This is a genomic window from Streptomyces sp. NPDC057950 (genome assembly GCF_042887295.1).
Taxonomy (GTDB): Bacteria; Actinomycetota; Actinomycetes; order Streptomycetales; family Streptomycetaceae; genus Streptomyces; species Streptomyces kaempferi.
Window position 1 is genome coordinate 162,157 of the sequence record NZ_JBHVPP010000022.1, and the last position, 23,662, is coordinate 185,818.

General features: G+C 71.4%; 24 protein-coding genes. 9 read left to right on the forward strand and 15 right to left on the reverse strand.

Going from position 1 to position 23,662, the window contains the following annotated elements; all coding sequences use genetic code 11:
* Positions 1 to 525: 525 nt before the first annotated feature.
* Entirely contained in the window at positions 526 to 1,389 is an 864-nt protein-coding gene (locus ACFVTC_RS32150; RefSeq protein WP_390131979.1) for a phosphotransferase enzyme family protein, read from the reverse strand.
* Between the two features lie 246 nt (positions 1,390 to 1,635).
* On the opposite strand from ACFVTC_RS32150, the gene ACFVTC_RS32155 reads away from it, so the two are divergent.
* From ACFVTC_RS32155 to ACFVTC_RS32175, 5 genes are all read left to right on the forward strand, one after another.
* Positions 1,636 to 2,571 (forward strand): carbohydrate ABC transporter permease, encoded by a 936-nt coding sequence (locus tag ACFVTC_RS32155; protein WP_390131981.1) that lies wholly within the window; start codon positions 1,636 to 1,638, stop codon positions 2,569 to 2,571.
* Positions 2,568 to 3,401: a carbohydrate ABC transporter permease gene (locus tag ACFVTC_RS32160; protein ID WP_390131982.1), complete on the forward strand. Its 834-nt coding sequence runs from the start codon at positions 2,568 to 2,570 to the stop codon at positions 3,399 to 3,401. Before ACFVTC_RS32155 ends, ACFVTC_RS32160 begins: the two co-directional genes overlap by 4 nt.
* Positions 3,401 to 4,717 (forward strand): ABC transporter substrate-binding protein, encoded by a 1,317-nt coding sequence (locus ACFVTC_RS32165; RefSeq protein ID WP_390131983.1) that lies wholly within the window; start codon positions 3,401 to 3,403, stop codon positions 4,715 to 4,717. Before ACFVTC_RS32160 ends, ACFVTC_RS32165 begins: the two co-directional genes overlap by 1 nt.
* A gap of 92 nt (positions 4,718 to 4,809) precedes the next feature.
* On the forward strand, positions 4,810 to 6,033 hold the full coding sequence (gene mgt, locus ACFVTC_RS32170; RefSeq protein WP_390131984.1) for a macrolide-inactivating glycosyltransferase: 1,224 nt from the start codon (positions 4,810 to 4,812) through the stop codon (positions 6,031 to 6,033).
* Between the two features lie 40 nt (positions 6,034 to 6,073).
* A complete protein-coding gene (locus ACFVTC_RS32175; RefSeq protein WP_390131985.1) occupies positions 6,074 to 6,304 on the forward strand; it encodes a hypothetical protein in 231 nt (76 codons plus the stop codon).
* Positions 6,305 to 6,337: 33 nt separating this feature from the next.
* Here the strand turns inward: ACFVTC_RS32175 and ACFVTC_RS32180 are convergent, their stop codons facing one another.
* Positions 6,338 to 6,709 (reverse strand): VOC family protein, encoded by a 372-nt coding sequence (locus ACFVTC_RS32180; protein WP_390131986.1) that lies wholly within the window; start codon positions 6,707 to 6,709, stop codon positions 6,338 to 6,340.
* A gap of 255 nt (positions 6,710 to 6,964) precedes the next feature.
* The gene (locus ACFVTC_RS32185) at positions 6,965 to 9,235 is read right to left on the reverse strand and encodes an MMPL family transporter (protein ID WP_390131987.1); all 2,271 of its coding nucleotides are present in this window, start codon (positions 9,233 to 9,235) and stop codon (positions 6,965 to 6,967) included.
* Positions 9,236 to 9,487: 252 nt separating this feature from the next.
* On the opposite strand from ACFVTC_RS32185, the gene ACFVTC_RS32190 reads away from it, so the two are divergent.
* Together ACFVTC_RS32190 and ACFVTC_RS32195 are read left to right on the forward strand one after the other, a co-directional pair.
* On the forward strand, positions 9,488 to 10,036 hold the full coding sequence (locus ACFVTC_RS32190) for a DUF1697 domain-containing protein (protein WP_390131988.1): 549 nt from the start codon (positions 9,488 to 9,490) through the stop codon (positions 10,034 to 10,036).
* Positions 10,029 to 10,415: a DUF4440 domain-containing protein gene (locus tag ACFVTC_RS32195; RefSeq protein ID WP_390131989.1), complete on the forward strand. Its 387-nt coding sequence runs from the start codon at positions 10,029 to 10,031 to the stop codon at positions 10,413 to 10,415. The genes ACFVTC_RS32190 and ACFVTC_RS32195 overlap by 8 nt, the downstream gene beginning before the upstream one ends.
* A 124-nt stretch (positions 10,416 to 10,539) precedes the next feature.
* Here ACFVTC_RS32195 and ACFVTC_RS32200 read toward each other — a convergent pair whose 3' ends face one another.
* Complete coding sequence (locus ACFVTC_RS32200; RefSeq protein ID WP_390131990.1) at positions 10,540 to 11,370, reverse strand: aldo/keto reductase; 831 nt, start codon at positions 11,368 to 11,370, stop codon at positions 10,540 to 10,542.
* Between the two features lie 50 nt (positions 11,371 to 11,420).
* Here ACFVTC_RS32200 and ACFVTC_RS32205 point away from each other — a divergent pair, with 50 nt between their 5' ends.
* Positions 11,421 to 12,458 (forward strand): ketopantoate reductase family protein, encoded by a 1,038-nt coding sequence (locus ACFVTC_RS32205; RefSeq protein WP_390131991.1) that lies wholly within the window; start codon positions 11,421 to 11,423, stop codon positions 12,456 to 12,458.
* Between the two features lie 97 nt (positions 12,459 to 12,555).
* Here ACFVTC_RS32205 and ACFVTC_RS32210 read toward each other — a convergent pair whose 3' ends face one another.
* Positions 12,556 to 13,398 (reverse strand): helix-turn-helix transcriptional regulator, encoded by an 843-nt coding sequence (locus tag ACFVTC_RS32210; protein ID WP_390131993.1) that lies wholly within the window; start codon positions 13,396 to 13,398, stop codon positions 12,556 to 12,558.
* 101 nt (positions 13,399 to 13,499) lie between these two features.
* Between ACFVTC_RS32210 and ACFVTC_RS32215 the strand changes: the two genes are divergently transcribed.
* Complete coding sequence (locus tag ACFVTC_RS32215) at positions 13,500 to 14,303, forward strand: SDR family NAD(P)-dependent oxidoreductase (RefSeq protein WP_390132040.1); 804 nt, start codon at positions 13,500 to 13,502, stop codon at positions 14,301 to 14,303.
* Between the two features lie 49 nt (positions 14,304 to 14,352).
* Here ACFVTC_RS32215 and ACFVTC_RS32220 read toward each other — a convergent pair whose 3' ends face one another.
* The 10 genes from ACFVTC_RS32220 to ACFVTC_RS32265 all read right to left on the reverse strand — a co-directional run bounded on the left by ACFVTC_RS32220 (position 14,353) and on the right by ACFVTC_RS32265 (position 23,635).
* Positions 14,353 to 15,090, reverse strand: a complete 738-nt coding sequence (locus tag ACFVTC_RS32220; RefSeq protein ID WP_390131994.1) for a sirohydrochlorin chelatase — start codon at positions 15,088 to 15,090, stop codon at positions 14,353 to 14,355.
* A 7-nt stretch (positions 15,091 to 15,097) separates the two neighbouring features.
* Positions 15,098 to 15,991 carry an ABC transporter permease gene (locus ACFVTC_RS32225; protein ID WP_390131995.1) on the reverse strand — a complete coding sequence of 298 codons (894 nt, stop codon included), beginning with the start codon at positions 15,989 to 15,991 and terminating at the stop codon, positions 15,098 to 15,100.
* On the reverse strand, positions 15,978 to 16,775 hold the full coding sequence (locus ACFVTC_RS32230; RefSeq protein WP_390131996.1) for an ABC transporter ATP-binding protein: 798 nt from the start codon (positions 16,773 to 16,775) through the stop codon (positions 15,978 to 15,980). Before ACFVTC_RS32230 ends, ACFVTC_RS32225 begins: the two co-directional genes overlap by 14 nt.
* Before the next feature lie 36 nt (positions 16,776 to 16,811).
* A complete protein-coding gene (locus tag ACFVTC_RS32235; RefSeq protein WP_390131997.1) occupies positions 16,812 to 17,924 on the reverse strand; it encodes an aliphatic sulfonate ABC transporter substrate-binding protein in 1,113 nt (370 codons plus the stop codon).
* A 223-nt stretch (positions 17,925 to 18,147) separates the two neighbouring features.
* Positions 18,148 to 19,503: a sulfate adenylyltransferase subunit 1 gene (locus tag ACFVTC_RS32240; protein ID WP_168530726.1), complete on the reverse strand. Its 1,356-nt coding sequence runs from the start codon at positions 19,501 to 19,503 to the stop codon at positions 18,148 to 18,150.
* A 2-nt stretch (positions 19,504 to 19,505) separates the two neighbouring features.
* Positions 19,506 to 20,456 carry a sulfate adenylyltransferase subunit CysD gene (gene cysD, locus ACFVTC_RS32245; RefSeq protein ID WP_390131998.1) on the reverse strand — a complete coding sequence of 317 codons (951 nt, stop codon included), beginning with the start codon at positions 20,454 to 20,456 and terminating at the stop codon, positions 19,506 to 19,508.
* Positions 20,453 to 21,019 carry an adenylyl-sulfate kinase gene (gene cysC / locus ACFVTC_RS32250; protein WP_390132000.1) on the reverse strand — a complete coding sequence of 189 codons (567 nt, stop codon included), beginning with the start codon at positions 21,017 to 21,019 and terminating at the stop codon, positions 20,453 to 20,455. Before cysC ends, cysD begins: the two co-directional genes overlap by 4 nt.
* Before the next feature lie 2 nt (positions 21,020 to 21,021).
* Positions 21,022 to 21,741: a phosphoadenylyl-sulfate reductase gene (locus ACFVTC_RS32255; RefSeq protein ID WP_390132002.1), complete on the reverse strand. Its 720-nt coding sequence runs from the start codon at positions 21,739 to 21,741 to the stop codon at positions 21,022 to 21,024.
* Positions 21,738 to 21,944: a hypothetical protein gene (locus ACFVTC_RS32260; protein WP_390132003.1), complete on the reverse strand. Its 207-nt coding sequence runs from the start codon at positions 21,942 to 21,944 to the stop codon at positions 21,738 to 21,740. The genes ACFVTC_RS32255 and ACFVTC_RS32260 overlap by 4 nt, the downstream gene beginning before the upstream one ends.
* On the reverse strand, positions 21,941 to 23,635 hold the full coding sequence (locus ACFVTC_RS32265) for a nitrite/sulfite reductase (protein WP_390132004.1): 1,695 nt from the start codon (positions 23,633 to 23,635) through the stop codon (positions 21,941 to 21,943). The genes ACFVTC_RS32260 and ACFVTC_RS32265 overlap by 4 nt, the downstream gene beginning before the upstream one ends.
* Between the last annotated feature and the right edge of the window lie 27 nt (positions 23,636 to 23,662).

Here is a 23,662-nt window from a genome sequence, read left to right on the forward strand (position 1 = left end):
CGGCTGGGGTGGGATGTCGGGTCCGAGTCCGGGACCTGCGGTGTTCGGTACGGGTGTGGCACCTTCGGTGGGCCGGACGGCCGGGGCGGGGACCTGCGGTGCTGGGTGGGGATGTCGGGCGAGGCGGCACGCGAGGTCTGAGTCCGGGAGCCGCGGTGCGCGGTACGGGCAGCGACTCGGGCGGGCAGGGCGGCCGGAACGGGAACCCTCGGTGCCTGGCACGGTCGGCGGTTCAGGCGGGCCGGCAGATCCGACTGACGGCCCGCGGAGTTCGGACGGGCGGCGGCTCGGGTACGCCGGTTCGAGCGGGGAAGCACCGGCTCGGGTACGCCGGTCCGAGTGGGGAAGCACCGGCTCGGGTACGCCGGTCCGAGTGGGGAACCACCGGCTCGGGTACGCCGGTCCGAGCGGGGAAGCACCGGCTCGGGTACGCCGGTCCGAGTGGGGAAGCACCGGCTCGGGTACGCCGGTCCGAGTGGGGAAGCACCGGCTCGGGTACGCCGGTCCGAGTGGGGAACCACCGGCTCAGAACGGGTACCAGCGCACCGACTCGTCCCCGTCCCGCAGTGACGCCACCCGCCGTTCGAACTCGGCCAGCGCCTTGGGGTTGGCCGGCGCGTGCTGGGCCACCCACGCGCAGCTGGCGGTCTCCCGCGCACCCCGCAGCACGGAACAGCCCTCCCACGCGCGCACGTCCCAGCCGTAGACCCGGGTGAAGGAGTCGTACGCCTCGGCGGGCATCCCGTAGCGGTCCCGGGAGAGCGCCATGACCACCAGATCGTGCTCGCGCAGATCGGCGGAGAAGGTCTCCAGGTCGACCAGGACCGGGCCGTCGGGACCGACGTGGACATTGCGCGGCAGCGCGTCCCCGTGGATCGGACCCGGGGTCAGGTGCGGGGTGAGTGCGGCGGCGGCCGCCGCGAAGCCGTCGCGCCGGGCGCGCAGATAGGCCGCGTCCGCCGGGTCGATCGCGTCGCCCGCGAGACGCAGCCAGCGCTCCACACCGCCCAGCAGTTCGCGGGGCGGCAGGGAGAAGGAGGGCGAGGGCAGCGCGTGCACCACCCGGAGCAGTTCGGCCAGATCGCGCGGCTCGGCCGGGCGTACGGGCTCGGGCAGCCGGTGCCACACCGTCACCGGATGACCGTCCACCAGCAGCGCCTCAGCCTCGGCCGCCCGCACCGCGGGGACGTCCGCCTCGGCGAGCCAGGCCGCGATGGCCAGCTCCCGCCGGGCGCGGTCGAGGAGTTCGGCGTCCCGCCCCACCTTGACCACCAGGTCACCGGCGGCGAACACCGCGTTCTCACCCAGCGCGAGGAGCGCGGACTCCCCGGCCGGCCCCGGCAGTACGTCCGCCGCGGCCAGTACGTCCCGCGCCCGTGCCTCGTCCATCCGTCGCCTCCGTCTCCCCGCGCGGTGCCCGCGCGGTCCTCGCGTCCGGGCGGTGCGTTCCGTACGGGGCGGTCCGCACGGGGCCGTCGCGCACGGCGTCGCGTTCACGCCATCCGCCGCCAGTCTCGCATTCGCACAGGTCGCGCCATGTGCACGGTGTCTTGACGGTGCCCGCCGCCTTCACGACCATGACGAGGGCCGCCGGGACGGCCGGATCCGCACGACCCGTCCGAAGGAGCCGTGTCCATGACCTTGGCGAGCGCGACGAGTCGGCCGGCCGGGCGCACGCCCCGCCGGGGCGGTGGCCGGCGCCCCCTCGACCACGGAGCCTGGTTCCTGGTGCTGCCCGCGCTGATCCCGATCCTGGTGCTCAGCGTCGGACCGCTGCTGTACGGGATCGCGCTGGCGTTCACCGACTCCCAGTCGGGCCGCACCGCCCCCACCCGCTGGATCGGGGGCCTCAACTTCCAGGACCTGCTACACGACACCCTCTTCTGGGACTCGTTCCGGATCGGTCTGGTGTGGGCCGTCGGGGTGACCGTGCCGCAGTTCCTCCTCGCGCTCGGCCTCGCCCTCCTGCTCCACCAGGAGCTCCGCTTCCGCTGGCTCGCCCGCGCTCTCGCGATCGTCCCGTGGGCCATGCCCGAGGTGGTCGTCGGCATCATCTGGCGGCTCGTCTACAACCCCGACGCGGGTGTGCTCAACGAGACGCTGCGCGACGTCGGCCTCGGCGACGGCCGCGACTGGCTCAGCGGCCTCGGCACCGCGCTGCCCGCGGTGATCGTCGTCGGTGTCTGGGCCGGCATGCCACAGACCACGGTCGCGCTGCTCGCCGGACTGCAGAACACCCCGCGCGAACTCCACGAGGCGGCCGTGATGGACGGCGCGGGTGCCTGGCGCCGCTTCCTGACCGTCACCTGGCCCGCCCTGAGACCTGTCGCGCTCGCCATCACGGCGCTCAACCTGATCTGGAACTTCAACTCCTTCGCCCTGGTCTACGTGCTGACCAACGGCGGCCCCGGCGGCCGTACCCGGCTGCCGATGCTCTTCGCGTACGAAGAGGCATTCCGCTACGGGCAGTTCGGCTACGCGGCGGCGATGGGCTGTGTGATGGTCGCGGCGGTCGCGGTGATTCTCGCGATCCGGCTGGCGGCCCGGCTGGGCGGAGGTGAGGACGCGTGAGGACCCGCAAAGGAGTCCGCGCGGGCCAGTACCTCGCGCTGCTGGGCTACCTCGTCTTCCTGGGCTTCCCCTTCCTGTGGCTGATCTCCACCGCGTTCAAACCGGCCCGCGAGCTGGCCGGCCTCCACCCCACCTGGATCCCCCGGCACCCCACCCTCGCCAACTTCCGGCAGGCCTTCGACGAGCAGCCCCTGCTGCACGCCGCGCTCAACTCCCTGCTCGCCGCGCTCGGCGCGGCGGTGATCGCCGTACTGATCGCGACCCCGATGGCCTACGTCATGGCCCGTCGGCGCACCGCGCTCGCGAGGGCCGCCACGGGCTGGGTCGTGGTCAGCCAGGCGTTCCCGTTCGTCCTCGTGATCATCCCGCTCTTCCTGATCCTCAAGAACCTCCACCTGATCGACTCCCGCGCCGGGCTGGTCATGGTGTACGTCGTGTGGGCGCTGCCGTTCGCGCTGTGGATGCTGGTCGGTCACGTACGGGCCGTGCCCACCGAGCTGGAGGAGGCCGCCGCGGTCGACGGGGCCGGGCGGGTGCGCACACTGGTCTCCGTCACCGCGCCGCTGCTCGCGCCCGGCATCGTGGCGACGGCGCTGTTCGCCTTCGTCAGCGCGTGGAACGAGTTCTTCTTCGCGCTCGTCCTGCTCAAGACGCCGCAGAAGCAGACGCTGCCGGTCGTCCTGACGCATTTCATCGGTGCGGAGGGGGTCGCGGACCTCGGCCCGCTCGCCGCGGCGTCGTTCCTCGCGACCCTGCCGTCGCTGGTCGTCTTCGCGGTCATCCAGAAGCGGATCACGGGCGGCATGTTCGCCGGGGCGGTGAAGAGCTGATGCGGACGAGCCTGTTGGTGTGTACGAGACAGTTGGTGCGCAAGAGACTGCTGGCGGTCCTGGCCGTCATCGGCCTGCTGCTCACCTCCTGCACGGCCGGCGGGGGCGGACCGCGAGGAGCGATCACGCTCCGTTTCCAGTCCCTCGCCTGGCAGCAGGAGTCCGTCACCGCCAACAAGGAACTGGTGAAGGAGTGGAACGCCGCCCACCCGGACGTCAAGGTCGAGTACGTGCAAGGGAGTTGGGACAGCGTCCACGATCAGCTGCTCACCTCCTTCGAGGGCGGTGAGGCGCCGGACATCATCCACGACGCCTCGGACGACCTCGCGGACTTCGCGTACGGCGGCTATCTCGCGGATCTGCGCGGTCTGCTGTCCGAGCGGCTCACATCCGACATCCCGCGGCGGAGCTGGGAGGCGGCGACCTTCGGGGGAGGGGTCTACGGCGTGCCGTTCCTGCAGGAGCCGCGTGTGCTGATCGCCGACGCCGACCGGCTGAAGAAGTCGGGCGTCCGCGTCCCGACCCCCGAGAGGCCGTGGAGCTGGGGCGAGTTCCGCACGATCGTGAAGCGGCTGAGCGGCAAGGGCACCTACGGTGTGGCCTGGCCGCTCAAGGAGCCGGTCTCCGCGACGCTCAACCTCTCCCTCTCCGCGGGCGGCCGGCTGTTCCACCGGGGCCCGGACGGCAAGGTGACCGTGCGCTTCGACGAAGCCGACGCCGTGGTTCCGAGGACCGTGCACGACGAGGTGAACACGGACGGGAGCGCGTCGGGCGCGACGCTCGGCATGGGCGGCTCGGACACGCTGCCCGGGTTCTTCGGCGGCAGGTACGCGATGGTGCCGCTCGGGTTCTCCTACCGTCAGCAGATCGCGCAGCAGGCCCCCGAGGGCTTCCACTGGCAGGTGCTGCCCGCCCCGGCCGGCGCGGACGGCCTCACCCAGGGGGTGAGCCCGCAGACCCTGTCCGTCGCGGCGGACAGCCCGCACAAGAAGGAGGCGGCCGCGTTCGTGGACTTCCTGCTCCGGCCGAAGAACATGGTCAGGCTCGCGCTCGGGGACTGGATGCTTCCCACGGGATCGCGGGCTCTGGAGGACCCCGCCCTGCACACCGCCGAGGACGGCTGGGCGACGGGCACCGCCCTCGCCTCGCACCTCCGCCCGGCGCCCGCCCAGTCCGTGCGCGGCTACCCCGAGTGGAAGGACAAGGTCGCGACCCCCGCCTTCCAGGAGTACTACAGCGGGGCGATCGGCCTGGCGGAACTCCGCAGACGACTGGTGAGGGACGGCAACCTGGTGCTGGCCCGGTACCAGCGCTGAGCGACGTACCGGGCGACGCACCGGCGCCGGGTGGCCGGTGCCGCGCGTGATTGAGGTTGCACGAGACGTATCGTCTCGCCTACGGTCGGGGCATGACCACCCGACGCGCCCACATCGCCATGTTCTCCATCGCCGCCCACGGGCATGTGAACCCGAGCATCGAAGTGATCCGCGAGCTCGTCGCGCGCGGGCACCGGGTCACGTACGCCGTTCCGCCCGCCTTCGCCGAGATGGTCGCCGCGACGGGGGCGGAGCCCAGGACATGGCACTCGACGCTGCCGACCGACGACGACCCGGACGCGTGGGGGACGGAGACGATCGACCACCTCGAACCGTTCCTGGCGGACGCTCTGCAGGCCGAGCCGCAGCTCGCGGCGGCCTACGGGGGCGACGAGCCGGACCTCGTGCTGTACGACATCACGGCCTACCCGGCCCGGGTCCTCGCGCATCGCTGGGGTGTCCCGATCGTGCAGCTCTCCCCGAGCATGGTCGCCTGGGAGGGATACGGGGAGGAGGTCGGCAAGGCGGTCTTCGAACCGCTCAAGCGGACACCGCGCGGCCGGGCCTTCTACGACACCTTCGCCCGGTGGATCGCCGGAAACGGCATGGAGCTGAGCGTCGAGGACTTCATGGGCCGCCCCGACCGCTGCCTCGTCCTCATCCCCCGGGCCCTGCAGCCGAACGCGGACCGTGTCGACGAGGGGCGCTACACCTTCGTCGGCGGCTGCCAGGGCGACCGCGCCTCCCAGGGGGACTGGCGGCGGCCCGCGGGAGCCGAGAAGGTGCTGCTCGTCTCGCTGGGCTCCAGCTTCACCAAACAGCCCGGGTTCTACCGCGAGTGTGTGAAGGCCTTCGGGGATCTGCCGGGCTGGCATGTCGTGCTGCAGATCGGTGGCTTCGTCGACCCCGCGGAATTGGGCGACGTGCCGGGAAACGTCGAAGTGCGCCACTGGGTGCCCCAGTTGGCGATCCTGCGCCAGGCCGACGCCTTCGTCACGCACGCCGGTGCGGGCGGCAGCCAGGAAGGTCTGGCCACCGGCACGCCGATGGTCGCCGTACCGCAGGCCGTCGACCAGTTCGGCAACGCCGACATGCTCCAGGCGCTGGGAGTCGCCCGGCACCTGCCGATGGCGGAGGCGACGGCCGGCACCCTGCGCGAGGCGGTCCTCTCCCTCACCGGCGACCCCGAGGTGGCGCGGCGCCTGCGGGACATCCGCGAGCAGATGGCGCAGGAGGGCGGAACACACCGGGCGGCCGATCTCATCGAGGCCGAACTGCCCACGCCCGCTCAGAAGGAGGGCGTCCCTCACCGGTAGGCACCGACGGGCGGGGGCGGCATCGGCCAGGGGCGCCCCCGTGCCGAGCAACCGATCAGCCGCGTCAACACCGCCGCCCGCGTACCAGCCCGTGCTGGTGCTGGAGGAGCAGGATCACGAGGAGCGGTTCACGCTCCCGGCCGCCGACCAACTGCACAACTGTCTGGCCGAGTTCGCGGCGGCGGTCCGGCGGGGCGACACGGGCGGCGTCGAGGAGGACGACAGGCGCCGGGCCGTGGTGGCGGGCACATGGACCTGGTCGACCTGGTGAACAAGGTGGCCGTGACCCGGCGGGTCGACGCACCTAGCGGATGAGGGTCGTCTTCGGCCGGACCACGCAGAACTCGTTCCCCTCCGGATCGCGGAGCACGGTCCACGACTCACCGCCGCTCTGTCCGACGTCCGCCCTGGTCGCGCCGAGCGCGAGGATGCGTTCGATCTCCGCTTCCCGGTCCTCCGCGGCGGACGTCAGATCAAGATGCAGACGATTCTTGACGACTTTACGGTCCGTCACCGGCATGAAGCAGATGCCCACCGGCGCGGTTTCGTCCGGTCCGATCACGACCTCCCGCTCCCGTTCGGAAAGGATCCGCCAGTCCAGTACCCCGGCCCAGAACCGGGCCAGGGCGGGCAGGTCATGGGCGTCGATGACGATGTGATGCAGTGAGGCGGGCATGTCCGCCAGTGTGCCCGGTGGCCGCCGAGGTCGCGCACGGCGCGGACCGTGCGCCGCACGAACCGCATGAACCGCATGAACCGCATGAACCGCATGAACCGCATGAACCGCATGAACCGCACGAACCGCACGAACCGCACGAACCGCCGGGATCGCCCGGATCGGCCGGGCCGCCCGTCCGTTCGGGCCCGCCCTGCGCGAAGGGCCCGTCGGTTCCTCCCCGGTGGGGACCGACGAGCCCTGTCGCGGCCGGAGTTACACCCCGGCCCGTTCGTCCTGCCTGGCGGGCGGCAGCGCGGCCCCCGGTGACTCGTCGTGGGTGAGGTCCGGAAGGCGGTTCAGCCACTTCGGCAGGTACCAGTTGCGCTCGCCCAGCAGAGCCATCACGGCCGGCAGCAGCACCCCGCGGATGATCGTCGCGTCGATGAGCACCGCGGCCGCCAGGCCCACACCCATCTGCTTCATGGACTGCATGGACAGCGTCCCGAAGATCGCGAAGACGGCGACCATGATGACGGCGGCGCTGGTGACGACACCGGCCGTGGTGACCACCCCGTGCCGGATCGCGTCCTTGGTGTCACGCCCCCGCAGCCGCGCCTCACGGATCCGTGAGACCACGAACACGTGGTAGTCCATCGACAGCCCGAAGAGGATCACGAAGAGGAACAGCGGCAGCCAGGTGACGATGGCACCCACCCCCTCCGCGCCCACCAGCGAGGCGCCCCAGCCGTGCTGGAAGACGGCGACGAGGATGCCGTAGGCGGCAGCGACCGACAGGAGGTTGAGCACGATCGAGGTGATCGCGATCGTCAGCGAGCGGAACGAGAGCAGCATCAGCAGGAAGGCGAAGACGACCACGAACGCGAAGACCGGGGTCACCGAGCCCACCAACTGGTCGTTGAAGTCGTGTGATCCGGCGACCTGCCCGGTGATCGGCGCCTGCACCCCGTCCACCTTGCCGAGCGTGGCGGGCCGCACCGTGTCGCGCAGCAGCTCGAGGCTCTTCTCCGCCTTGTCCTGGTCCGAGCCGCCCACGAGCGGGACGTAGACGAAGGCGACGTTCTGCGCCGCGTGCACCTTGATGTCGACGGGGCCGCGCGAGGCACCCGAGGAGATCGCCCGGGTACGGAAGCCGTCGAGCGCGGATCGCACGTCGGCGGCGTCGATGTCGTGCGCCTTGACGACCACCTCGGCCGGCTCGGAACCGCCCGGGAAGGCGTCGTTGACCCGGTTGTACGTCCCGACGATCGGCAGCGAGTCGCCGAACTCCTTGTCCAGCGTGAGCTGCTGGGTCTTCATGCCGAGAGCGGGGGAGGCGATGGCGAGCAGCACCCCGGCCGCCACGACCAGGGAGATTCCGGGCCTGGCGAGCACGACCCGCAGCACGGCACCCCAGAAGCGGCTGCCCTCCTGGCCCGGCCGGCCGTTGCCCCGGCGGCCGCCCGTGCCCCGCTTGTCCGGGTGCAGGAACGGGATGCGGCCCTTCTCCACCCGCTCCCCGAGCAGCGACAGCAGCGCGGGCAGCACGGTGACCGAGCCGACCATGGCGACGGCCACGACCATCAGCGAGGCCAGCCCCATCGCCTCGAACTCGGCGAGTCCGGTGAAGAGCATGCCGGCCATCGCCACGCAGACCGTGACACCGGAGACGACGATGGCCCGGCCGCTGGTCGCGGCGGCGATCCGCAGGGCGGTCTGGGCGTCCCGGCCGGCCTCGCGCTCCTCGCGCTCACGGCGCAGATAGAACAGGCAGTAGTCGACCCCGACGGCCAGACCCACAAGCAGCATCACGGAGTTGGCGGTGTCGCTCATCGGCTGCAGATGGCTGACGATGCCCATCAGGCCCATCGTCGCGACGATCGCGGTGACCGCGAGCGCCACCGGGAGCAGTGCCGCCACCAGCGCGCCGAAGGCGATCAGGAGGATGCCGAGAGCGACGGGCACGGCGGAGAGCTCGGCCTTCTGGAAGTCGTCGCCGAACGCGTCGTCGAAGGTCTTCTGCATGCTGGCGCCGCCGATCTCCTCGATCCGCAGCCCCGTGTGCTCCTTCTGCACCCCCTTGACGGCGTTCAGCACCGGCGCGACGCGATCGCCCGCGGTCTCCGAGTCGCCCCGCATGTCGAACTGCACCAGGGCGCTGCGGCCGTCCTTGGAGATCGTCTTCGTGTCGTACGGCGAAGTCACGTCCGTGACCTTGCCGGTCGCGCCGACGGCCTCGACGACGGCGGCGACGGCGCCGCGGAACTCGGCGTCAGTGGAGGTGACGTTCCCGTCCTTCGCCTGGATCAGGACGCTCTCACTGGAGGGTTCCTTGATCCCCGAGTCCTCGATGATCTTCGCGGCGGTGTGCGTCTCGCCCTTGAGCTGATCGCTCTCGTTGACGTCCACGCGGCCCGCGGCCGAGCCGAGCCCCATCGCCAGTACGACGAACAGCACCCAGATTCCGACGGCGGCCCATCGGTGCCGGGCGCTCCAGCCGCCTGCCCGCGCGGCGATGCCCCGCACCCGTATGTCTCCGTTCCCCATGACGGGCCAGCCCCCTTGTGCGCGGTGACAGCCCCCTGCCGCCACCTTCCGTTATGAAGGTACGGCCCGGACGAGACCGTCTCCTCGTACTGCCCGGTGAACCGTCCGGCCCCCGGCTCCTCCCCGCGGACCCCGCCGTCTCCGCACTGGGGAGGATAGAAGCCCCTTACATACGGGGAGGGTTCTCGGGGATCGGGGTCAGGGTGCGGGTGTTGGTGCGGATGCGCCGGACGGCCGTCCTATGGTGAACGGATGACGACGACGTACGCGGCGCTGCTGCGCGGGATCAACGTGGGTGGCAACAAGAAGGTGCCGATGGCCGAGCTCCGTACCCTTCTGCAGCGGCTCGGCCACGGCGGCGTGGGCACCTATCTCCAGAGCGGGAACGCCGTCTTCTCCTCCGACCGCGGTGACGAGGACTCCCTCGCGGCCGAGTTGGCCGACGCCGTGGAGAAGCACTTCGGCTTCACCGTCGGCGTGCTGGTCCGCGACCACGCCTACCTGAGGGCCGTACGGGACGCGTGCCCGTTCCCGGCCGCCGAACTGGAGGCCAAGCAACTGCACGTCACCTACTTCTCCGCCCCGGTCGACCCCGGACGTTTCGCGTCGGTCGACCCGGCGGCCTTCCTGCCGGAGGAGTTCGGGTTCGGCGACCGCGCCCTGTACCTGTACGCCCCTGACGGCCTCGGACGCTCCAAGCTGGCCGAGGCCCTGGCCAAGCCCAGGCTCCTCAAGGGTGTCACCGCCACCACCCGCAACTGGAACACCGTCGTCAAACTCGAGGAGCTGACAGGTGCCTGACCGCAATCCCGCCGTGGAGGCGGCCATCGAGGGCGAGCTGAGCCTGCTCGACGCGGAGGTCCGCCGATCGCCGGAGCGGCTGGGAGCCCTGCTGCACCCCGGCTTCCGCGAGTTCGGCTCCTCGGGCCGGCTGTGGGACCGCGCCTCGATGCTCGTGCATCTCACCTCGACGACGCGGCCGGGATCACGGCCCATCACCGCCTCCCGCATGAAGGGCGTCCAGCTGGCACCGGACCTGGTCCACGTCACCTTCGACACGGAGGGGGACGACGGCCGTCTGGCGCATCGGAGTTCGCTGTGGTGGCGGACGGCCGACGGCTGGCGGCTGTACTTCCACCAGGGCACCCCGTTCAGTGCGGAGCCCTCGGACACGGAGTGACCTTCCGCGCATCCCGACAGGCCGGTGCCAGGCGACCTCGCCCCGGACGGTGAGGCGTGGATCCCGGGGCCCGGCCGTCCCAGGGCGGCGCCTCGACCCCGTCGCGGCCGCCAGGGGGGCGGGGTCAGCCCAGGGCCCGCATGTCCTCGGCGGTCAGCCGCACCGCGGCCGCGTCGAGGTTCTCCTCCAGGTGGACGAGCGACCCGGTGCCCGGCGCAGGGCAGAGCACCGGGGAACGGTGCAGCAGCCAGGCGAGCGCGAGCTGGCCCGGCGTCGCCCCGTGCGCGGCGGCGATCTCCGCGCGGGCCGTCGCGGCGGTGAGCGAGCCGTTGCCGAGAGGGAACCACGGCAGAAAGGCGATACCGCGCGCCTCGCACAGCTCCAGCAGCGGCTCCGAAGCACGGTCCAGCAGGTTGTAGCGGTTCTGGACTGCGGCGATGTCGGTCAACGCCAGTGCCGCTTCGAGCTGTTCGGCGGTCACGGTGTCGAGCCCGATGTGCCGGATCTTGCCCTCGGCGCGCAACTCGTCGAGCGCGCCGAGCTGTTCGGCCATCGGCACCCGCGGGTCCAGGCGGTGCAGCTGGTACAGGCCGATCGTGTCGAGCCGCAGCCGCCGCAGACTCGCCTCGCACATCGCCCGCAGCGTCTCCGGTCGCCCGGACACGTGCCACGCGCTGCCGCCGGTACGGACGACGCCGCCCTTGGTGGCGATCAGCAGATCTCCGGGGTAGGGACGGAGGGCCTCGGCGATCAGCTCCTCCGCCACCGACGGGCCGTAGTTGTCGGCGGTGTCGATCAGCGTGACCCCGCGCTCGACGGCCCGCCGCAGTACGGCCACCGCGTCCCGGGCGTCCCCGCGCGGGCCCCAGTAGCCCGGTCCCGTCAGCTGTGCCGTGCCGTAACCGAGCCTGCGTACCGGCAGCTCGCCGCCGAGCGTGAATCGTTGCGGAACCATCCACGGAGGCTACAGACACCGGTGCGGGACGACTGTGCGAGGCTCGTCCCATGCGCTACGTCATCATCGGAGCGGGAGCCGTCGGCGGCGCCGTCGGCGGCCGGCTCGCCGAAGCGGGACACGACGTCGTCCTGGTCGCGCGGGGCGCCCACCACGAGGCGCTGCGAGCCTTCGGACTGCGCCTCACGACCGCCGAGGGCACCCGCACCCACCTGCTGCCCGTGGTCGACGAGCCCGCGGCACTCGGCGCGCTGCGTGCCGACGACGTCCTGCTGCTCGCCGTCAAGACGCAGGACAGCGAGGCGGCCCTGGCGGCCTGGGGTGCGGCCCCCGTGGCCGGCGGAGGCACGGCCGCCGAGCGACTTCCGCTGGTCTGCGCGCAGAACGGCGTGGAGAGCCAGCGCTTGGCACTGCGCCGGTTCCGGCGGGTGTACGGGGTCTGTGTCTGGCTGCCCGCCACCTTCGTCGAACCCGGCGCCGTGTCGGCGGCCGGCACCCCCCTCACCGGCATCCTGCACCTCGGCCGGTATCCGCACGGCACCGACGAGACGGCCCGCCGGATCGCCGCCGACCTGGAGAAGTCCTGTTTCGAGGCGCCGGTGGTGCCCGACGTGGCGCGCTGGCAGTACGCCAAGCTGCTCGGCAACCTCGCGAACGCGATGGAGGCGGTCAGCGGCCCGGTGACCGGCGAGGAGGGCCTGGAGCTCCTCGGACGGGTGCGCGCGGAGGGCGAGGCGGTGCTCGCCGCCGCCGGGATCGCGTACGTGAGCGAGGAGGAACAGCGGCGGGTCCGCGGCGACAGGATCCGCCTCCAGCCCCTCGACGGCTCCCCGCGCCGTGGCGGCTCCTCCTGGCAGTCCCTCGACCGCGCCACCGGCACCATCGAGGCCGACCACCTCAACGGCGAGATCGCCCTCCTGGGCCGGCTGCACGGCGTACCGACCCCGCTCAACGACCTGCTCCAGCGGCTCGCGAACACCTTCGCGCGCGAGCGCAGGGCGGCGGGTTCGATGCCGTTCGCCGAGCTGGCGCGGCTGGCCGGGGAGGCCGTCGCGGCGGTTCGCGAGGAGCGGCCCCCGCGTCCCTGAGGGCCCTCCCGTCATGGCCGGTGGAACCGCGCGCGGCGTCGGACGCGGTACCTCGCCGGGCCGAGGGCGGCCCTCATCGCGGCGCGTGCCGGCCCGTTCAGGGACGGGGTGCCGTGTCCCAGCTGGCCAGGATGGGCAGGACGCGGGCGGTGGGAGAGTCGGGCTCCGTGGTGTAGACGACCAGCCGCTGGTCGGGCTCGTGCGGCGCGCGGACGATCTCGATGTCGAAGGACATCGGGCCGGCGGCGGGATGCTCGACGCGTTTGGTCACCGACGCGTAGTCGCGGACGGTGTGGTCGTCCCACCACCGGGCGACATCGTGGTCGGTGACGCGCAACTCGTCCACCAGCGCCGTGAGGAGGGTGTCGTACGGGCGCCGGGCGATCTCCCTGCGCATCGTGGCGACGGTGGCCGAGGCGAAGTCGGCCCAGTTCACGATCCGTTCGCGGGCGACCGGGTCCTGGAACATGAAGCGGACGAACGACGTCCCGGGTTCCAGCGGACGGCCCAGTACCGCCGTCAGCAGGTTGTTGCGGGCCACGACCTCGCCGCGGTGGCCGAGCAGCAGCACCGGGACATGGTCGAGCGTGCGCATCAGCCGCAGCAGGCCGGGATCGGGGCGCTGGGCCGCCCGCGGGCTCGCGGTGCGGTGCCGCGCGGTGGGCGCGGCGAGGTCGTGGAGATGCGCGCGTTCGACCTCGTCGAGGCGCAGTGCGCGGGCCGGCGCGTCGAGCACCTCGGTGGAGATGTTGGCCTGGCGTCCCTGCTCGAGTCGGCTGTAGTAGTCCGGGCTCAGACCGGCCAGCACGGCGAGCTCCTCGCGCCGCAGCCCCGGCACGCGCCTAGCCCCGGGGAAGGCTTCGATGCCCGCCTGCGAGGGGGTGAGGCGGTCCCGGCGGGAGCGCAGGAACGCTCCGAGCGCGGAGCGGTCGCGTGACATTCCTCCAGGGTAGGCGAGCCGTCGGAGCCCTGGGTGGTCCTGCCGTGCCCAGGTTCGTCCTGTCCTGGCCCGACACCCGGGACCGCCATAGAAAGGGGCTCCTGACTTCTTCACTTCACACGAACGACAGCACCCCTGCCGCCCCCGGCTCCCGGCTCACCGGCCGTACCGCCGTCGTCACCGGCTCTACCAGCGGGATCGGCGAGGCGATCGCCCGCGTCCTGGCCGCCGAGGGCGCGCACGTCGTGGTCAGCGGCCGGCAGCGGACCAGCGGCGAGCGGGTCGTCAAGGAGATCGCCGGTGCCGGCGGCCGCGCCGACTTCGTGGCGGCGGACCTGGCAGGCGGCTACGAGCAGCTGCGGGCCTTCGTCGCCGAGGCCACGGAGGTGCTCGGCGGCCGGGTCGACATCCTGGTCAACAACGCCGGCATCTACCCGGCGACACCGACCGAGGACCTCCCGGACACCGACCTCGACGCCATGCTCGCGGTCAACGTCCGCGCCCCGCACGTCCTGGTCGCCGCGATCGCCCCGGCCATGGCCGAGCGGGGCGGGGGCGCCATCGTCACCATCGGCTCCTGGATGGCCCGTCTCGGCACTCCCTACGGGGCGATGTACAGCGCGACCAAGGCCGCCGACGAGCAGCTCACCCGGAGCTGGGCCGCGGAGTACGGGCCGCGCGGCGTGCGGGTCAACACCGTCGCGCCCGGAGCGACCCTCACGCCCGGCAACGAGCGGGCCCGCGCCGAACTGGAAGCCATGACCGCCACCACTCCGGCGGGCGTCGTCGTCCGGCCGGAGGACATCGCCAAGGGAGTCCTGTACCTCGCCGGCGACGACGCGGCCATGGTGCACGGCGTCACGCTCTACGTCGACGGCGGCATCTCCGCCACCCGCCCGGCCTGACCACCACGCGCCGACCACGGGGAGCGCCCACGCGTACGGCGGACACGATCTACGCGCCGACCGCGGCCAGTGCCGGCAGCCGTGCCTGGTCGTAGCGCTCCAGCAGTACCCGTGCCACCTCCGGTGCCGGGCCCAGCACGTCCGCCAGTACGTCCGCCCCGGCCGCGCCCCGGGCGATCCGGTCCGGCAGGAAACCAGGGGCCAGGACATAGGGCGCGACGGCCACCCGGGCGCAGCCGAGCGCACGCAGCTCGCGCACCGCGTCCTCGGTGCGGGGGAGGGCGGCGGAGGCGAACGCGGGCCGTACGGCGCGCCAGCCGGTGCGCCGCCACTCCCGCGCGATCTCCGTGATCACCGCGATCGCCTCCGGGTCCGTGGACCCCGCCGAGGCCAGTACGACCCCGGTCGAGGACTTGTCGGCCGGGGTCAGCCCCGCCTCGTGCAGACGCCGCTCGAGCGCGTCCGTCAACAGCGGTGACGGGCCCAGCACCGGCGCCTGACGGATGCGCAGCCGCGCGGGGGCCTGCCCCAGCACCGCCGGGATGTCCGACTTCGCGTGGAAGGCGCGGGTGAGCAGCAGCGGCAGAGCCACCACGTCCCGTACGCCCTCCGCCGCCAGCGACTCCAGCACTCCGTTCACCGACGGGACGTTGAAGTCCAGGAAGCCGGTCTCCACGCGCAGGCCGGGCCGCCGCGCCCGGACCCGCCGGACGAGGGCGTGGACCGTCGCGGCATGGCGCGGGTCGCGGCTGCCGTGGGCGATGACGAGGAGGACCGGGCGGTGCATGAGGGGCTCAGCTCTTCACGAGGAGACCGCGACCGCGCAGCACCCGTCGTTCCAGGGGGCTGAAGACGAGCAGGTCGATCGCGATACCGACGAACAGGATGAGGAAGATGGCGAGGAACACCATCGACATGGAACTGGCGTTGCGCCCGTTCTCCAGCAACTGGCCGAGTCCGACACCCAGATCGGGCGAGGACGCGATGATCTCGGCGGCCATCAGCGAGCGCCAGGAGAACGCCCAGCCCTGCTTGAGACCCGCCAGATAGCCCGGCAGCGCCGCGGGCATGACGATGTGCCAGGTGCCGCGCAGCCCGGTGGCACCCAGCGTCCGCCCCGCGCGCAGGAACAGCGGGGACACCTGGTCGACACCCGAGACCAGGCCGTTGGCGATCGAGGGGACGGCGCCGAGCAGGATCACGGCGTACATCATCGAGTTGTTCAGGCCCAGCCAGATCACGGCCGGCGGCACCCAGGCCACCGAGGGCAGGGACTGGAGGCCGGACAGGACCGGGCCGATCGCGGCGCGGACGAACCTCACCCGCGCCACCAGCAGGCCCAGCGGTGTGCCGATCACCAGCGCCAGCAGGAAGCCGAGCAGGCCCCGGGAGACGCTGGTCCAGACGTAGTCGAGCAGTGTTCCCTGCAGCCACGCGGACTTCGCCTCGTCCCAGACGGCCGAGGGCGAGGGCAGCTTGCTGGGGTCGGTGACGATGTCGAACGAGACGAGCGACTGCCAGACCACCAGCACCAGCGCGACGGCGACGAGGGGCGGCAGGACCTTCGCGACGAAGATCTGCCGCAAGGAGGCCCGGTCCGGGTGGACCGCGGCCTCCAGGGCATCGAGGCCCGCAAGGTCGTTGTCCGCCCTGACGGCCGCGTCGTCCTTGGTCTCAGTGCTGGCCATGACGGCGGATCTCCCCACGCAGTTGTTCGGTGATCTCGACGGACAGCTCCGCCACGGCGGTGTCCTCGATGCGGCGGGGCTGCGGAATGTCCACGGTCCACTCGTGCGCGACCCGCCCGGGGCGCGAGGAGAGGAGCACGACGCGCTGCGCGAGCCGTACCGCCTCGCGCACGTTGTGCGTGACGAACAGGACCGACACCCGCGTCTCCCGCCAGATCCGGGTCAGCTCGTCGTGCAGGACGTCCCGGGTGATGGCGTCCAGCGCCGCGAACGGCTCGTCCATCAGCAGGAGTTCGCTGTCCTGGGCGAGCGCGCGGGCCATCGCGACGCGCTGGCGCATCCCGCCGGACAGCTCGTGCACGCGCTTGCCGTACGCGCCCTTCAGCCGTACGAGCTCGAGCAGTTCCTCCGCCCTGTCACGGCGTTCGGACTTCGCGACGCCCCGCAGACGCAGGGCGAGTTCGATGTTCTTGCCCGCGGTCAGCCACGGGAAGAGGGCGTGCTCCTGGAACATCAGAGCCGGGCGCCCGTTGGTCGTGATGCCGCCCGTGGTCGGGGCGTCGAGCCCCGCCACCAGATTGAGCAGCGTCGACTTCCCGCACCCCGAGGCCCCCAGGAGGGTGACGAACTCGCCCGGTGCGACATCGAGGGTGATGTCGTCGAGGACGAGCTGGGGTCCAGCCGGTCCTGCGAAGGACTTCGACACGTGCTCGATCCTGGCGGCGTGGTCGACTGCTTCGGCGCTGTCGACGCTGCCGGCGGTCTTGGCGAAGGTCGTGGCCATGGTCGTCACCTCCTGGGAACTCATCGGGATACAGCCCTACTTGACGCCGAGACCGGCGTCGTCGACGGTGCTCTCGCCCGCTGCCTTGAGGACCTTGTTCAGCAGGGTCAGGTCGTAGATACCGGTCAGGGTGGGCTTGTCCAGCAGGCCGGCCTTCACCGCGTGGTCCGCCTCGGTGTTGAGGGTGGACGCCAGCGGGTCATCGGTGACCTGGATGGACTTCCAGGCCGGGTCGAGCACCTCGGCGGGCAGCGCCTTGCCGGAGTCGGCCTCCAACTGCTTGTTCGCCGCCGCCTTCGCCTCGTCCGGGTTGGCGTTGATCCACTTGTTGGTCTCGACCGAGGCCCTCAGCACGGCCTCGACGGCCTTCGGGTGCTCCTTGAGGAACTTCTGCGACACGATGATGTTCGTGATCACGAACTTCTTGTCGGGCCACAGGTCCCGCTCGTCGAGCAGCACCTTGCCGCCCTCGGCGACCAACTTGGACGCGGTCGGCTCCGGCACCCAGGCGCCGTCGATGGAGCCGGACTTGTAGGCGTCCGGGGTGATCTTGTTGTCGGTGCGGACGACCGAGACGTCGCCCTTGCCGCTCTGCGGGTCGACCTTGTAGCCCTGCTCCGCCGCCCAGTTGAGGAACGCGACGTCCTGCGTGTTGCCGAGCTGCGGGGTCGCGATCTTCTTGCCCTTGACGTCCTTCAGGGTCTTGATCTTCTTCGGGTCGACCACCAGCTTCACTCCGCCGGACGCCGAACCGCCGATGATGCGCAGGTTCTTCCCCGCGGACTTGGTGTAGCCGTTGATGGCCGGGGAGGGACCGATCCAGCCGATGTCGATCGAGCCCGAGTTCAGTGCCTCGATCTCGGAGGGACCGGCGTTGAAGATCTGGTACTTGGCCTGAGTGGCGCCGAGCTCCTTCTGGAAGTAGCCCTTCTGGTTGGCCACCAGCGCGGTCGCGTGCGTCAGGTTGCCGAAATAGCCGATCTTCACGGCGTCGAGGCCGTCGATCTTCTTGGACCCGACGGCGACCTTCGCCTTCGAGTTGTCGCCCTTGGACTCGGAGCCGTAGCTGCACGCGGCGAGGGCGAGCAGCGGGAGTGCGACGGCGGCGGCTATGCCACGGCGTGCGAGGGTGGAGCGGATGGCAGGCACGGGAGGTTTTCCTCTCGTTGGCCCGGCGGTCACGTTGTCAGTTCGTGGCCGGGAGGTCGGCAGGTCTTCGGACGCTCAGGCTGTGGGGGGACGGGGCGCGCAAGCGGTGCGCGTACGTCAGAGCGCACATCGCGCCACCCCGCCCTGCCCGCTGCCGAGGGCGCCGCTGCCGACGCGGCCGCCCTCCTTGGCGAACGTGGAGTAGAAGTCGGTGGACGTCATGTCAGAAGTCCCACCCGTCGTCGTCGCCCTCGTTCTTGACCGGCTGTGGCGCGGCGAAGGACTCGCCGACCATGCCCGCGGTGAGCGTGGTGCCGTCCGAGGGGTCGATCAGGATGAACGCGCCGGTGCGCCGGGAGTCGGCGTACGAGTCGAGCGGGAGCGGCTCGGCGGTACGGATCTTGACGCGGCCGATGTCGTTGGCGACGAGCCGGCCCGGGTGCGGGTGCAGCGAGAGGTCGTCCAGCGTCAGCCGGGACGGGATGTCTTTGACGATCGCCTTGACCGTGCGGGTGCCGTGCTTGAGCAGGACCCGGTGGCCGACCGTGAGCGGCTGGTCCGCCACATGGCAGACGGTCGCCTCGACGTCCTGCGTGGTCGGGGGCGCGTCCTTGCTCGGTACGAGCAGGTCACCGCGCGAGATGTCGATGTCGTCCGCCAGCAGGAGGGTCACCGACTGCGGGGTCCAGGCGATGTCGACCGGCGTGCCGAGCAGATCGATTCCGGCGACCTTCGAGGTGCGCCCGGAGGGCAGCACCGTCACGCTCTCCCCGACGCGGAAGGTACCGGCCGCGATCTGGCCGGCGTACCCCCGGTAGTCGGGGTGCTCGGCGGTCTGCGGGCGGATCACGTACTGCACGGGCAGCCGCGCGTGGCAGTGCGCCAGGTCGTGGCTGACCGGGACGGTCTCCAGGTGCTCCAGGACCGTCGGGCCGCCGTACCAGTCCATGTTCGCGGACGGTTCCACCACGTTGTCACCGGCGAGCGCCGAGATCGGGATCGCGGTGATCTCGGGGACGCCCAGCTCGGAGGCGTACGCCGTGAACTCCTCGGCGATCGCCGCGAAGACGGACTCCCGGTAGTCGACGAGGTCCATCTTGTTGACGGCGAGGACGACGTGCGGGACGCGCAGGAGCGCGGCGACGGCGGCGTGGCGCCGGGTCTGCTCGATGACGCCGTTGCGGGCGTCGACCAGGACGACGGCCAGGTCGGCGGTCGAGGCGCCGGTGACCATGTTCCGGGTGTACTGCACATGGCCCGGGGTGTCGGCGAGGATGAACCGGCGACGCGCGGTGGCGAAGTACCGGTAGGCCACGTCGATCGTGATGCCCTGCTCCCGCTCGGCGCGCAGGCCGTCGGTGAGCAGCGCGAGGTCGGGGGTGTCCTGGCCGCGGTCGGCCGAGACCCGCTCCACGGCCTCCAGTTGGTCGGTCAGGACCGACTTGGAGTCGTGCAGCAGACGGCCCACGAGCGTGGACTTGCCGTCGTCGACGGAGCCCGCGGTGGCGAAGCGCAGCAGCGTGGTCGCCGACAACTGCTCGACCGACAACGGCTCGGTGGGTTCGGTGGCGCTCGTCATGACTAGAAGTACCCCTCGCGCTTGCGGTCTTCCATCGCGGCTTCCGACATCTTGTCGTCGGCGCGGGTGGCGCCCCGCTCGGTGAGCCGGGAGGCGGCGATCTCGGTGATCACGGCGTCCAGCGTGGTCGCGTCGGAGTCGACGGCGCCCGTGCAGGACATGTCGCCGACGGTGCGGTAGCGGACCTGCCGCTTCTGGACCGTCTCGCTCTCCTTCGGCCCGCCCCACTCGCCGGCGGTCAGCCACATGCCGGCGCGCTGGAAGACCTCGCGCTCGTGCGCGAAGTAGATCTCGGGGAGTTCGATGTGCTCGCGGGCGATGTACTGCCAGACGTCCAGCTCGGTCCAGTTGGAGAGAGGGAAGACGCGGACGTGCTCGCCGGGGGCGTGGCGCCCGTTGTAGAGCTGCCACAGTTCGGGACGCTGGCGGCGCGGGTCCCACTGGGAGAACTCGTCGCGCAGGGAGAAGACGCGTTCTTTCGCGCGGGCCTTCTCCTCGTCGCGGCGTCCGCCGCCGAACACGGCGTCGAAGCGCTCCGACTGGATCTTCTCGGTCAGCGGCACGGTCTGCAGGGGGTTGCGGGTGCCGTCCGGACGCTCCTTGAGGACACCGCGGTCGATGTAGTCCTGTACGGAGGCGACGTGCAGGCGCAGGCCGTGGGCGGCCACCGTGCGGTCGCGGTACTCCAGGACCTCCGGGAAGTTGTGTCCGGTGTCGACGTGCAGCAGCGAGAAGGGGACGGGCGCGGGGGCGAAGGCCTTCAGCGCCAGGTGCAGCATGACGATGGAGTCCTTGCCGCCGGAGAAGAGGACCACCGGCCGCTCGAACTCGCCCGCGACCTCGCGGAAGATGTGCACCGCCTCGGACTCGAGCGCGTCCAGGTGCGACAGCGCGTAGGGGCCGGCGTCCCCCGAGTCGCCGGCCGCCTCGGGCACAGTGGCTGCGGTCGTCATGCGAGACCCCTTTCGGTGAGCAGCGCGTGCAGCGCGGCCGCGGACTCCTGCACGGACTGGGTGTGCGACTCGATGCGCAGATCGGGCGACTCGGGTTCCTCGTAGGGGTCGTCGACGCCGGTCAGTCCCGAGATCTCGCCCGCGGCCTGCTTGGCGTACAGCCCCTTCACATCACGTACCGAGCACACCTCGACCGGGGTCGCCACGTGCACCTCCAAGTACGCGGTGCCACCGGCCCGGTGACGCCCACGTACCGCCTCCCGGCTGTCCGCGTACGGCGCGATGACCGGCACCAGCGCCTTGACGCCGTTGCGGGAGAGGAGTTCGGCGAGGAATCCGATGCGTTGCACGTTGGTGTCGCGGTCGGCGCGCGAGAAGCCGAGGCCCGACGAGAGGAACTCGCGGATCTCGTCGCCGTCGAGCACCTCGACGCGGTGGCCCTCCTCGCGCAGCCGTCCGGCCAGCTCGTACGCGATGGTGGTCTTGCCGGCACTCGGCAGACCCGTGAGCCAGATGGTGGCTCCGGTCACTTGGTTCTCCTGGTTGTCCGCGATCCCGGTCATGGTCAGCCGTGCAGCCCGCACTCGGTCTTGGAGCGTCCCGCCCAGCGACCGGCGCGCGCGTCCTCGCCCTCCAGAACACGACGGGTGCAGGGTGCGCAGCCCACGGAGGCGTAACCGTCCGTCAGCAGCGGGTTGGTGAGCACGCCGTGCTCGGCGACGTAGGCGTCCACGTCGTCCTGCGTCCAGCGGGCGATCGGTGAGATCTTGACCTTCCGCCGCTTCTCGTCCCAGCCCACGACCGGGGTGTTCGCCCGGGTCGGTGACTCGTCCCGGCGCAGCCCCGTCGCCCAGGCGTCGTACGACGTCAGGCCCTCTTCGAGGGGTTTGACCTTGCGCAGGGCGCAGCACAGGTCCGGGTCGCGGTCGTGCAGCGCGGGCCCGTGTTCGGCGTCCTGTTCGGCGACCGTCCGCCGGGGGGTGAGGGTGATGACGTTGACGTCCATCACCGCCTCGACCGCGTCCCGGGTGCCGATGGTCTCGGGGAAGTGGTAGCCGGTGTCGAGGAAGACGACGTCGACCGGACCGCGGGCGGGGCGGGCACGGGAGGCGAGATGGGCGACGACCGCGTCCTCCATCGAGGAGGTCACGCAGAACTTCCCGCCGAAGGTGTCCAGGGCCCACCGGAGGATCTCCAGGGCGGACGCGTCCTCGAGGTCGCGTCCGGCCTGTTCGGCGATGCTCCTCAAGTCCCGGGTGTCGCGTTCTTCCTGAACGGTTGTCATATCTCGTCCCCTCCGCCTTCGTCGCGCCGGACGATCCCCTGGTGCGAGGCGCGGTTCACGCCCTGGGCCAGCAGCCCGAGGAACTTCAGCTGGAAGGCTCGGTTGCACGCCGCGCATTCCCACGCGCCGTGGCCCTGTTCGCTGGGGCGCAGGTCCTCGTCCCCGCAGTACGGGCAGTAGAACGGTGCGGCGCGCTCGCTCATGTCAGGTCCTCCTCGGAGGCCCGGGAGGCCCAGGCGGCGAAGCGTTCGCCGTCCGCGCGCCCCGCCTGGAAGCGCTTGAGGACCCGCTCGACGTAGTCGGGCAGCTCGTCAGAGGTGACCTTGAGGCCGCGGACCTTGCGGCCGAAGCCGGCCTCCAGGCCGAGCGCGCCGCCCAGGTGCACCTGGAAGCCCTCGACCTGTTCGCCCCGGTCGTCGAGGACCAGCTGGCCCTTGAGACCGATGTCCGCGACCTGGATACGGGCGCAGGCGTTCGGGCAGCCGTTGACGTTGATGGTGATCGGCTCTTCGAACTCGGGCAGACGCCGTTCGAGCTCGTCGATGAGGGAGGCACCGCGTGCCTTGGTCTCGACGATCGCAAGCTTGCAGTACTCGATACCGGTGCAGGCCATCGTGCCGCGCCGGAAGGGCGACGGCCGGGCGGTCAGGCCGAGGGCTTCGAGACCCTCCACCAGCGAGTCGACCCGGCTCTCCTCGACGTCGAGCACGATCATCTTCTGCTCGACGGTGGTGCGCAGCCGGCCGGAGCCGTGGGCCCCCGCCAGCTCGGCGATCTTGGTGAGGGTGGTGCCGTCCACCCGGCCGACGCGCGGGGCGAAGCCGACGTAGAAGTTGCCGTCCTTCTGCCGGTGCACTCCGACGTGGTCGCGCCAGCGGGCGACGGGCTGCTCGGGCGCGGGGCCGTCGACCAGCTTGCGCTCCAGGTACTCGTCCTCCAGGACCTGGCGGAACTTCTCCACGCCCCAGTCGGCGAGAAGGAACTTCAGGCGGGCGCGGGTGCGCAGGCGGCGGTAGCCGTAGTCGCGGAAGATCGAGATGACGCCCTCGTGGACGTCCGGGACCTCGTCCAGCGGGACCCACGCGCCGAGGCGCTGTCCGATCTTCGGGTTGGTGGAGAGGCCGCCGCCGACCCAGAGGTCGAAGCCGGGGCCGTGGTCGGGGTGGTTCACGCCGACGAACGCGATGTCGTTGATCTCGTGGGCCACGTCCAGCAGCGGCGAGCCGGAGACAGCGGACTTGAACTTGCGGGGCAGGTTCGAGAAGTCCTTGTTGCCGATGATCCGGCGGTGGATCTCGTCGATCGCGGGGGTGCCGTCGATGATCTCGTCCTCGGCGATCCCGGCGACGGGCGAGCCGAGGATGACGCGCGGGGTGTCACCGCACGCCTCCGTCGTGGACAGGCCCACGGCCTCCAGACGGTTCCAGATCTCCGGGACGTCCTCGATGCGGATCCAGTGGTACTGCACGTTCTGCCGGTCGGTGAGGTCGGCGGTGCCGCGCGCGAACTCCTGCGAGATCTCGCCGATGACGCGCAGCTGTTCGGTGGTGAGCCGGCCGCCGTCGATACGGACGCGCAGCATGAAGTACTTGTCGTCCAGCTCCTCCGGCTCCAGGATCGCGGTCTTGCCGCCGTCGATCCCGGGCTTGCGCTGGGTGTAAAGCCCCCACCAGCGCATCCGTCCGCGGAGGTCGTTGGGGTCGATCGAGTCGAAGCCCCGTTTGGAGTAGATCGTCTCAATGCGCGTCCGCACATTGAGACCGTCGTCGTCCTTCTTGAACTGCTCGTTTCCGTTGAGCGGGGTGTAGTGCCCCACGGCCCACTGCCCCTCACCGCGGTGACGGCTCACCTTGCGGCGGGGCGCGGCGTCGGGATTCTGCGGGGTGGCGGCCATGGTTGATACGTCCTTCGGGACTGCGGG

What these genes read in the sequence shown, in the direction of transcription:
- ACFVTC_RS32240 (WP_168530726.1), bottom strand. Translation starts at nt 19,503, where the DNA reads ATGACGAGCGCCACCGAACCCACCGAGCCGTTGTCGGTCGAGCAGTTG.
- ACFVTC_RS32165 (WP_390131983.1), top strand. Translation starts at nt 3,401, where the DNA reads ATGCGGACGAGCCTGTTGGTGTGTACGAGACAGTTGGTGCGCAAGAGA.
- ACFVTC_RS32230 (WP_390131996.1), bottom strand. Translation starts at nt 16,775, where the DNA reads ATGGCCACGACCTTCGCCAAGACCGCCGGCAGCGTCGACAGCGCCGAA.
- ACFVTC_RS32180 (WP_390131986.1), bottom strand. Translation starts at nt 6,709, where the DNA reads ATGCCCGCCTCACTGCATCACATCGTCATCGACGCCCATGACCTGCCC.
- ACFVTC_RS32220 (WP_390131994.1), bottom strand. Translation starts at nt 15,090, where the DNA reads ATGCACCGCCCGGTCCTCCTCGTCATCGCCCACGGCAGCCGCGACCCG.
- cysC (WP_390132000.1), bottom strand. Translation starts at nt 21,019, where the DNA reads ATGACCGGGATCGCGGACAACCAGGAGAACCAAGTGACCGGAGCCACC.
- ACFVTC_RS32210 (WP_390131993.1), bottom strand. Translation starts at nt 13,398, where the DNA reads ATGTCACGCGACCGCTCCGCGCTCGGAGCGTTCCTGCGCTCCCGCCGG.
- ACFVTC_RS32150 (WP_390131979.1), bottom strand. Translation starts at nt 1,389, where the DNA reads ATGGACGAGGCACGGGCGCGGGACGTACTGGCCGCGGCGGACGTACTG.
- ACFVTC_RS32260 (WP_390132003.1), bottom strand. Translation starts at nt 21,944, where the DNA reads ATGAGCGAGCGCGCCGCACCGTTCTACTGCCCGTACTGCGGGGACGAG.
- mgt (WP_390131984.1), top strand. Translation starts at nt 4,810, where the DNA reads ATGACCACCCGACGCGCCCACATCGCCATGTTCTCCATCGCCGCCCAC.
- ACFVTC_RS32155 (WP_390131981.1), top strand. Translation starts at nt 1,636, where the DNA reads ATGACCTTGGCGAGCGCGACGAGTCGGCCGGCCGGGCGCACGCCCCGC.
- ACFVTC_RS32205 (WP_390131991.1), top strand. Translation starts at nt 11,421, where the DNA reads ATGCGCTACGTCATCATCGGAGCGGGAGCCGTCGGCGGCGCCGTCGGC.
- ACFVTC_RS32185 (WP_390131987.1), bottom strand. Translation starts at nt 9,235, where the DNA reads ATGGGGAACGGAGACATACGGGTGCGGGGCATCGCCGCGCGGGCAGGC.
- ACFVTC_RS32265 (WP_390132004.1), bottom strand. Translation starts at nt 23,635, where the DNA reads ATGGCCGCCACCCCGCAGAATCCCGACGCCGCGCCCCGCCGCAAGGTG.
- ACFVTC_RS32200 (WP_390131990.1), bottom strand. Translation starts at nt 11,370, where the DNA reads ATGGTTCCGCAACGATTCACGCTCGGCGGCGAGCTGCCGGTACGCAGG.
- cysD (WP_390131998.1), bottom strand. Translation starts at nt 20,456, where the DNA reads ATGACGACCGCAGCCACTGTGCCCGAGGCGGCCGGCGACTCGGGGGAC.
- ACFVTC_RS32225 (WP_390131995.1), bottom strand. Translation starts at nt 15,991, where the DNA reads ATGGCCAGCACTGAGACCAAGGACGACGCGGCCGTCAGGGCGGACAAC.
- ACFVTC_RS32190 (WP_390131988.1), top strand. Translation starts at nt 9,488, where the DNA reads ATGACGACGACGTACGCGGCGCTGCTGCGCGGGATCAACGTGGGTGGC.
- ACFVTC_RS32255 (WP_390132002.1), bottom strand. Translation starts at nt 21,741, where the DNA reads ATGACAACCGTTCAGGAAGAACGCGACACCCGGGACTTGAGGAGCATC.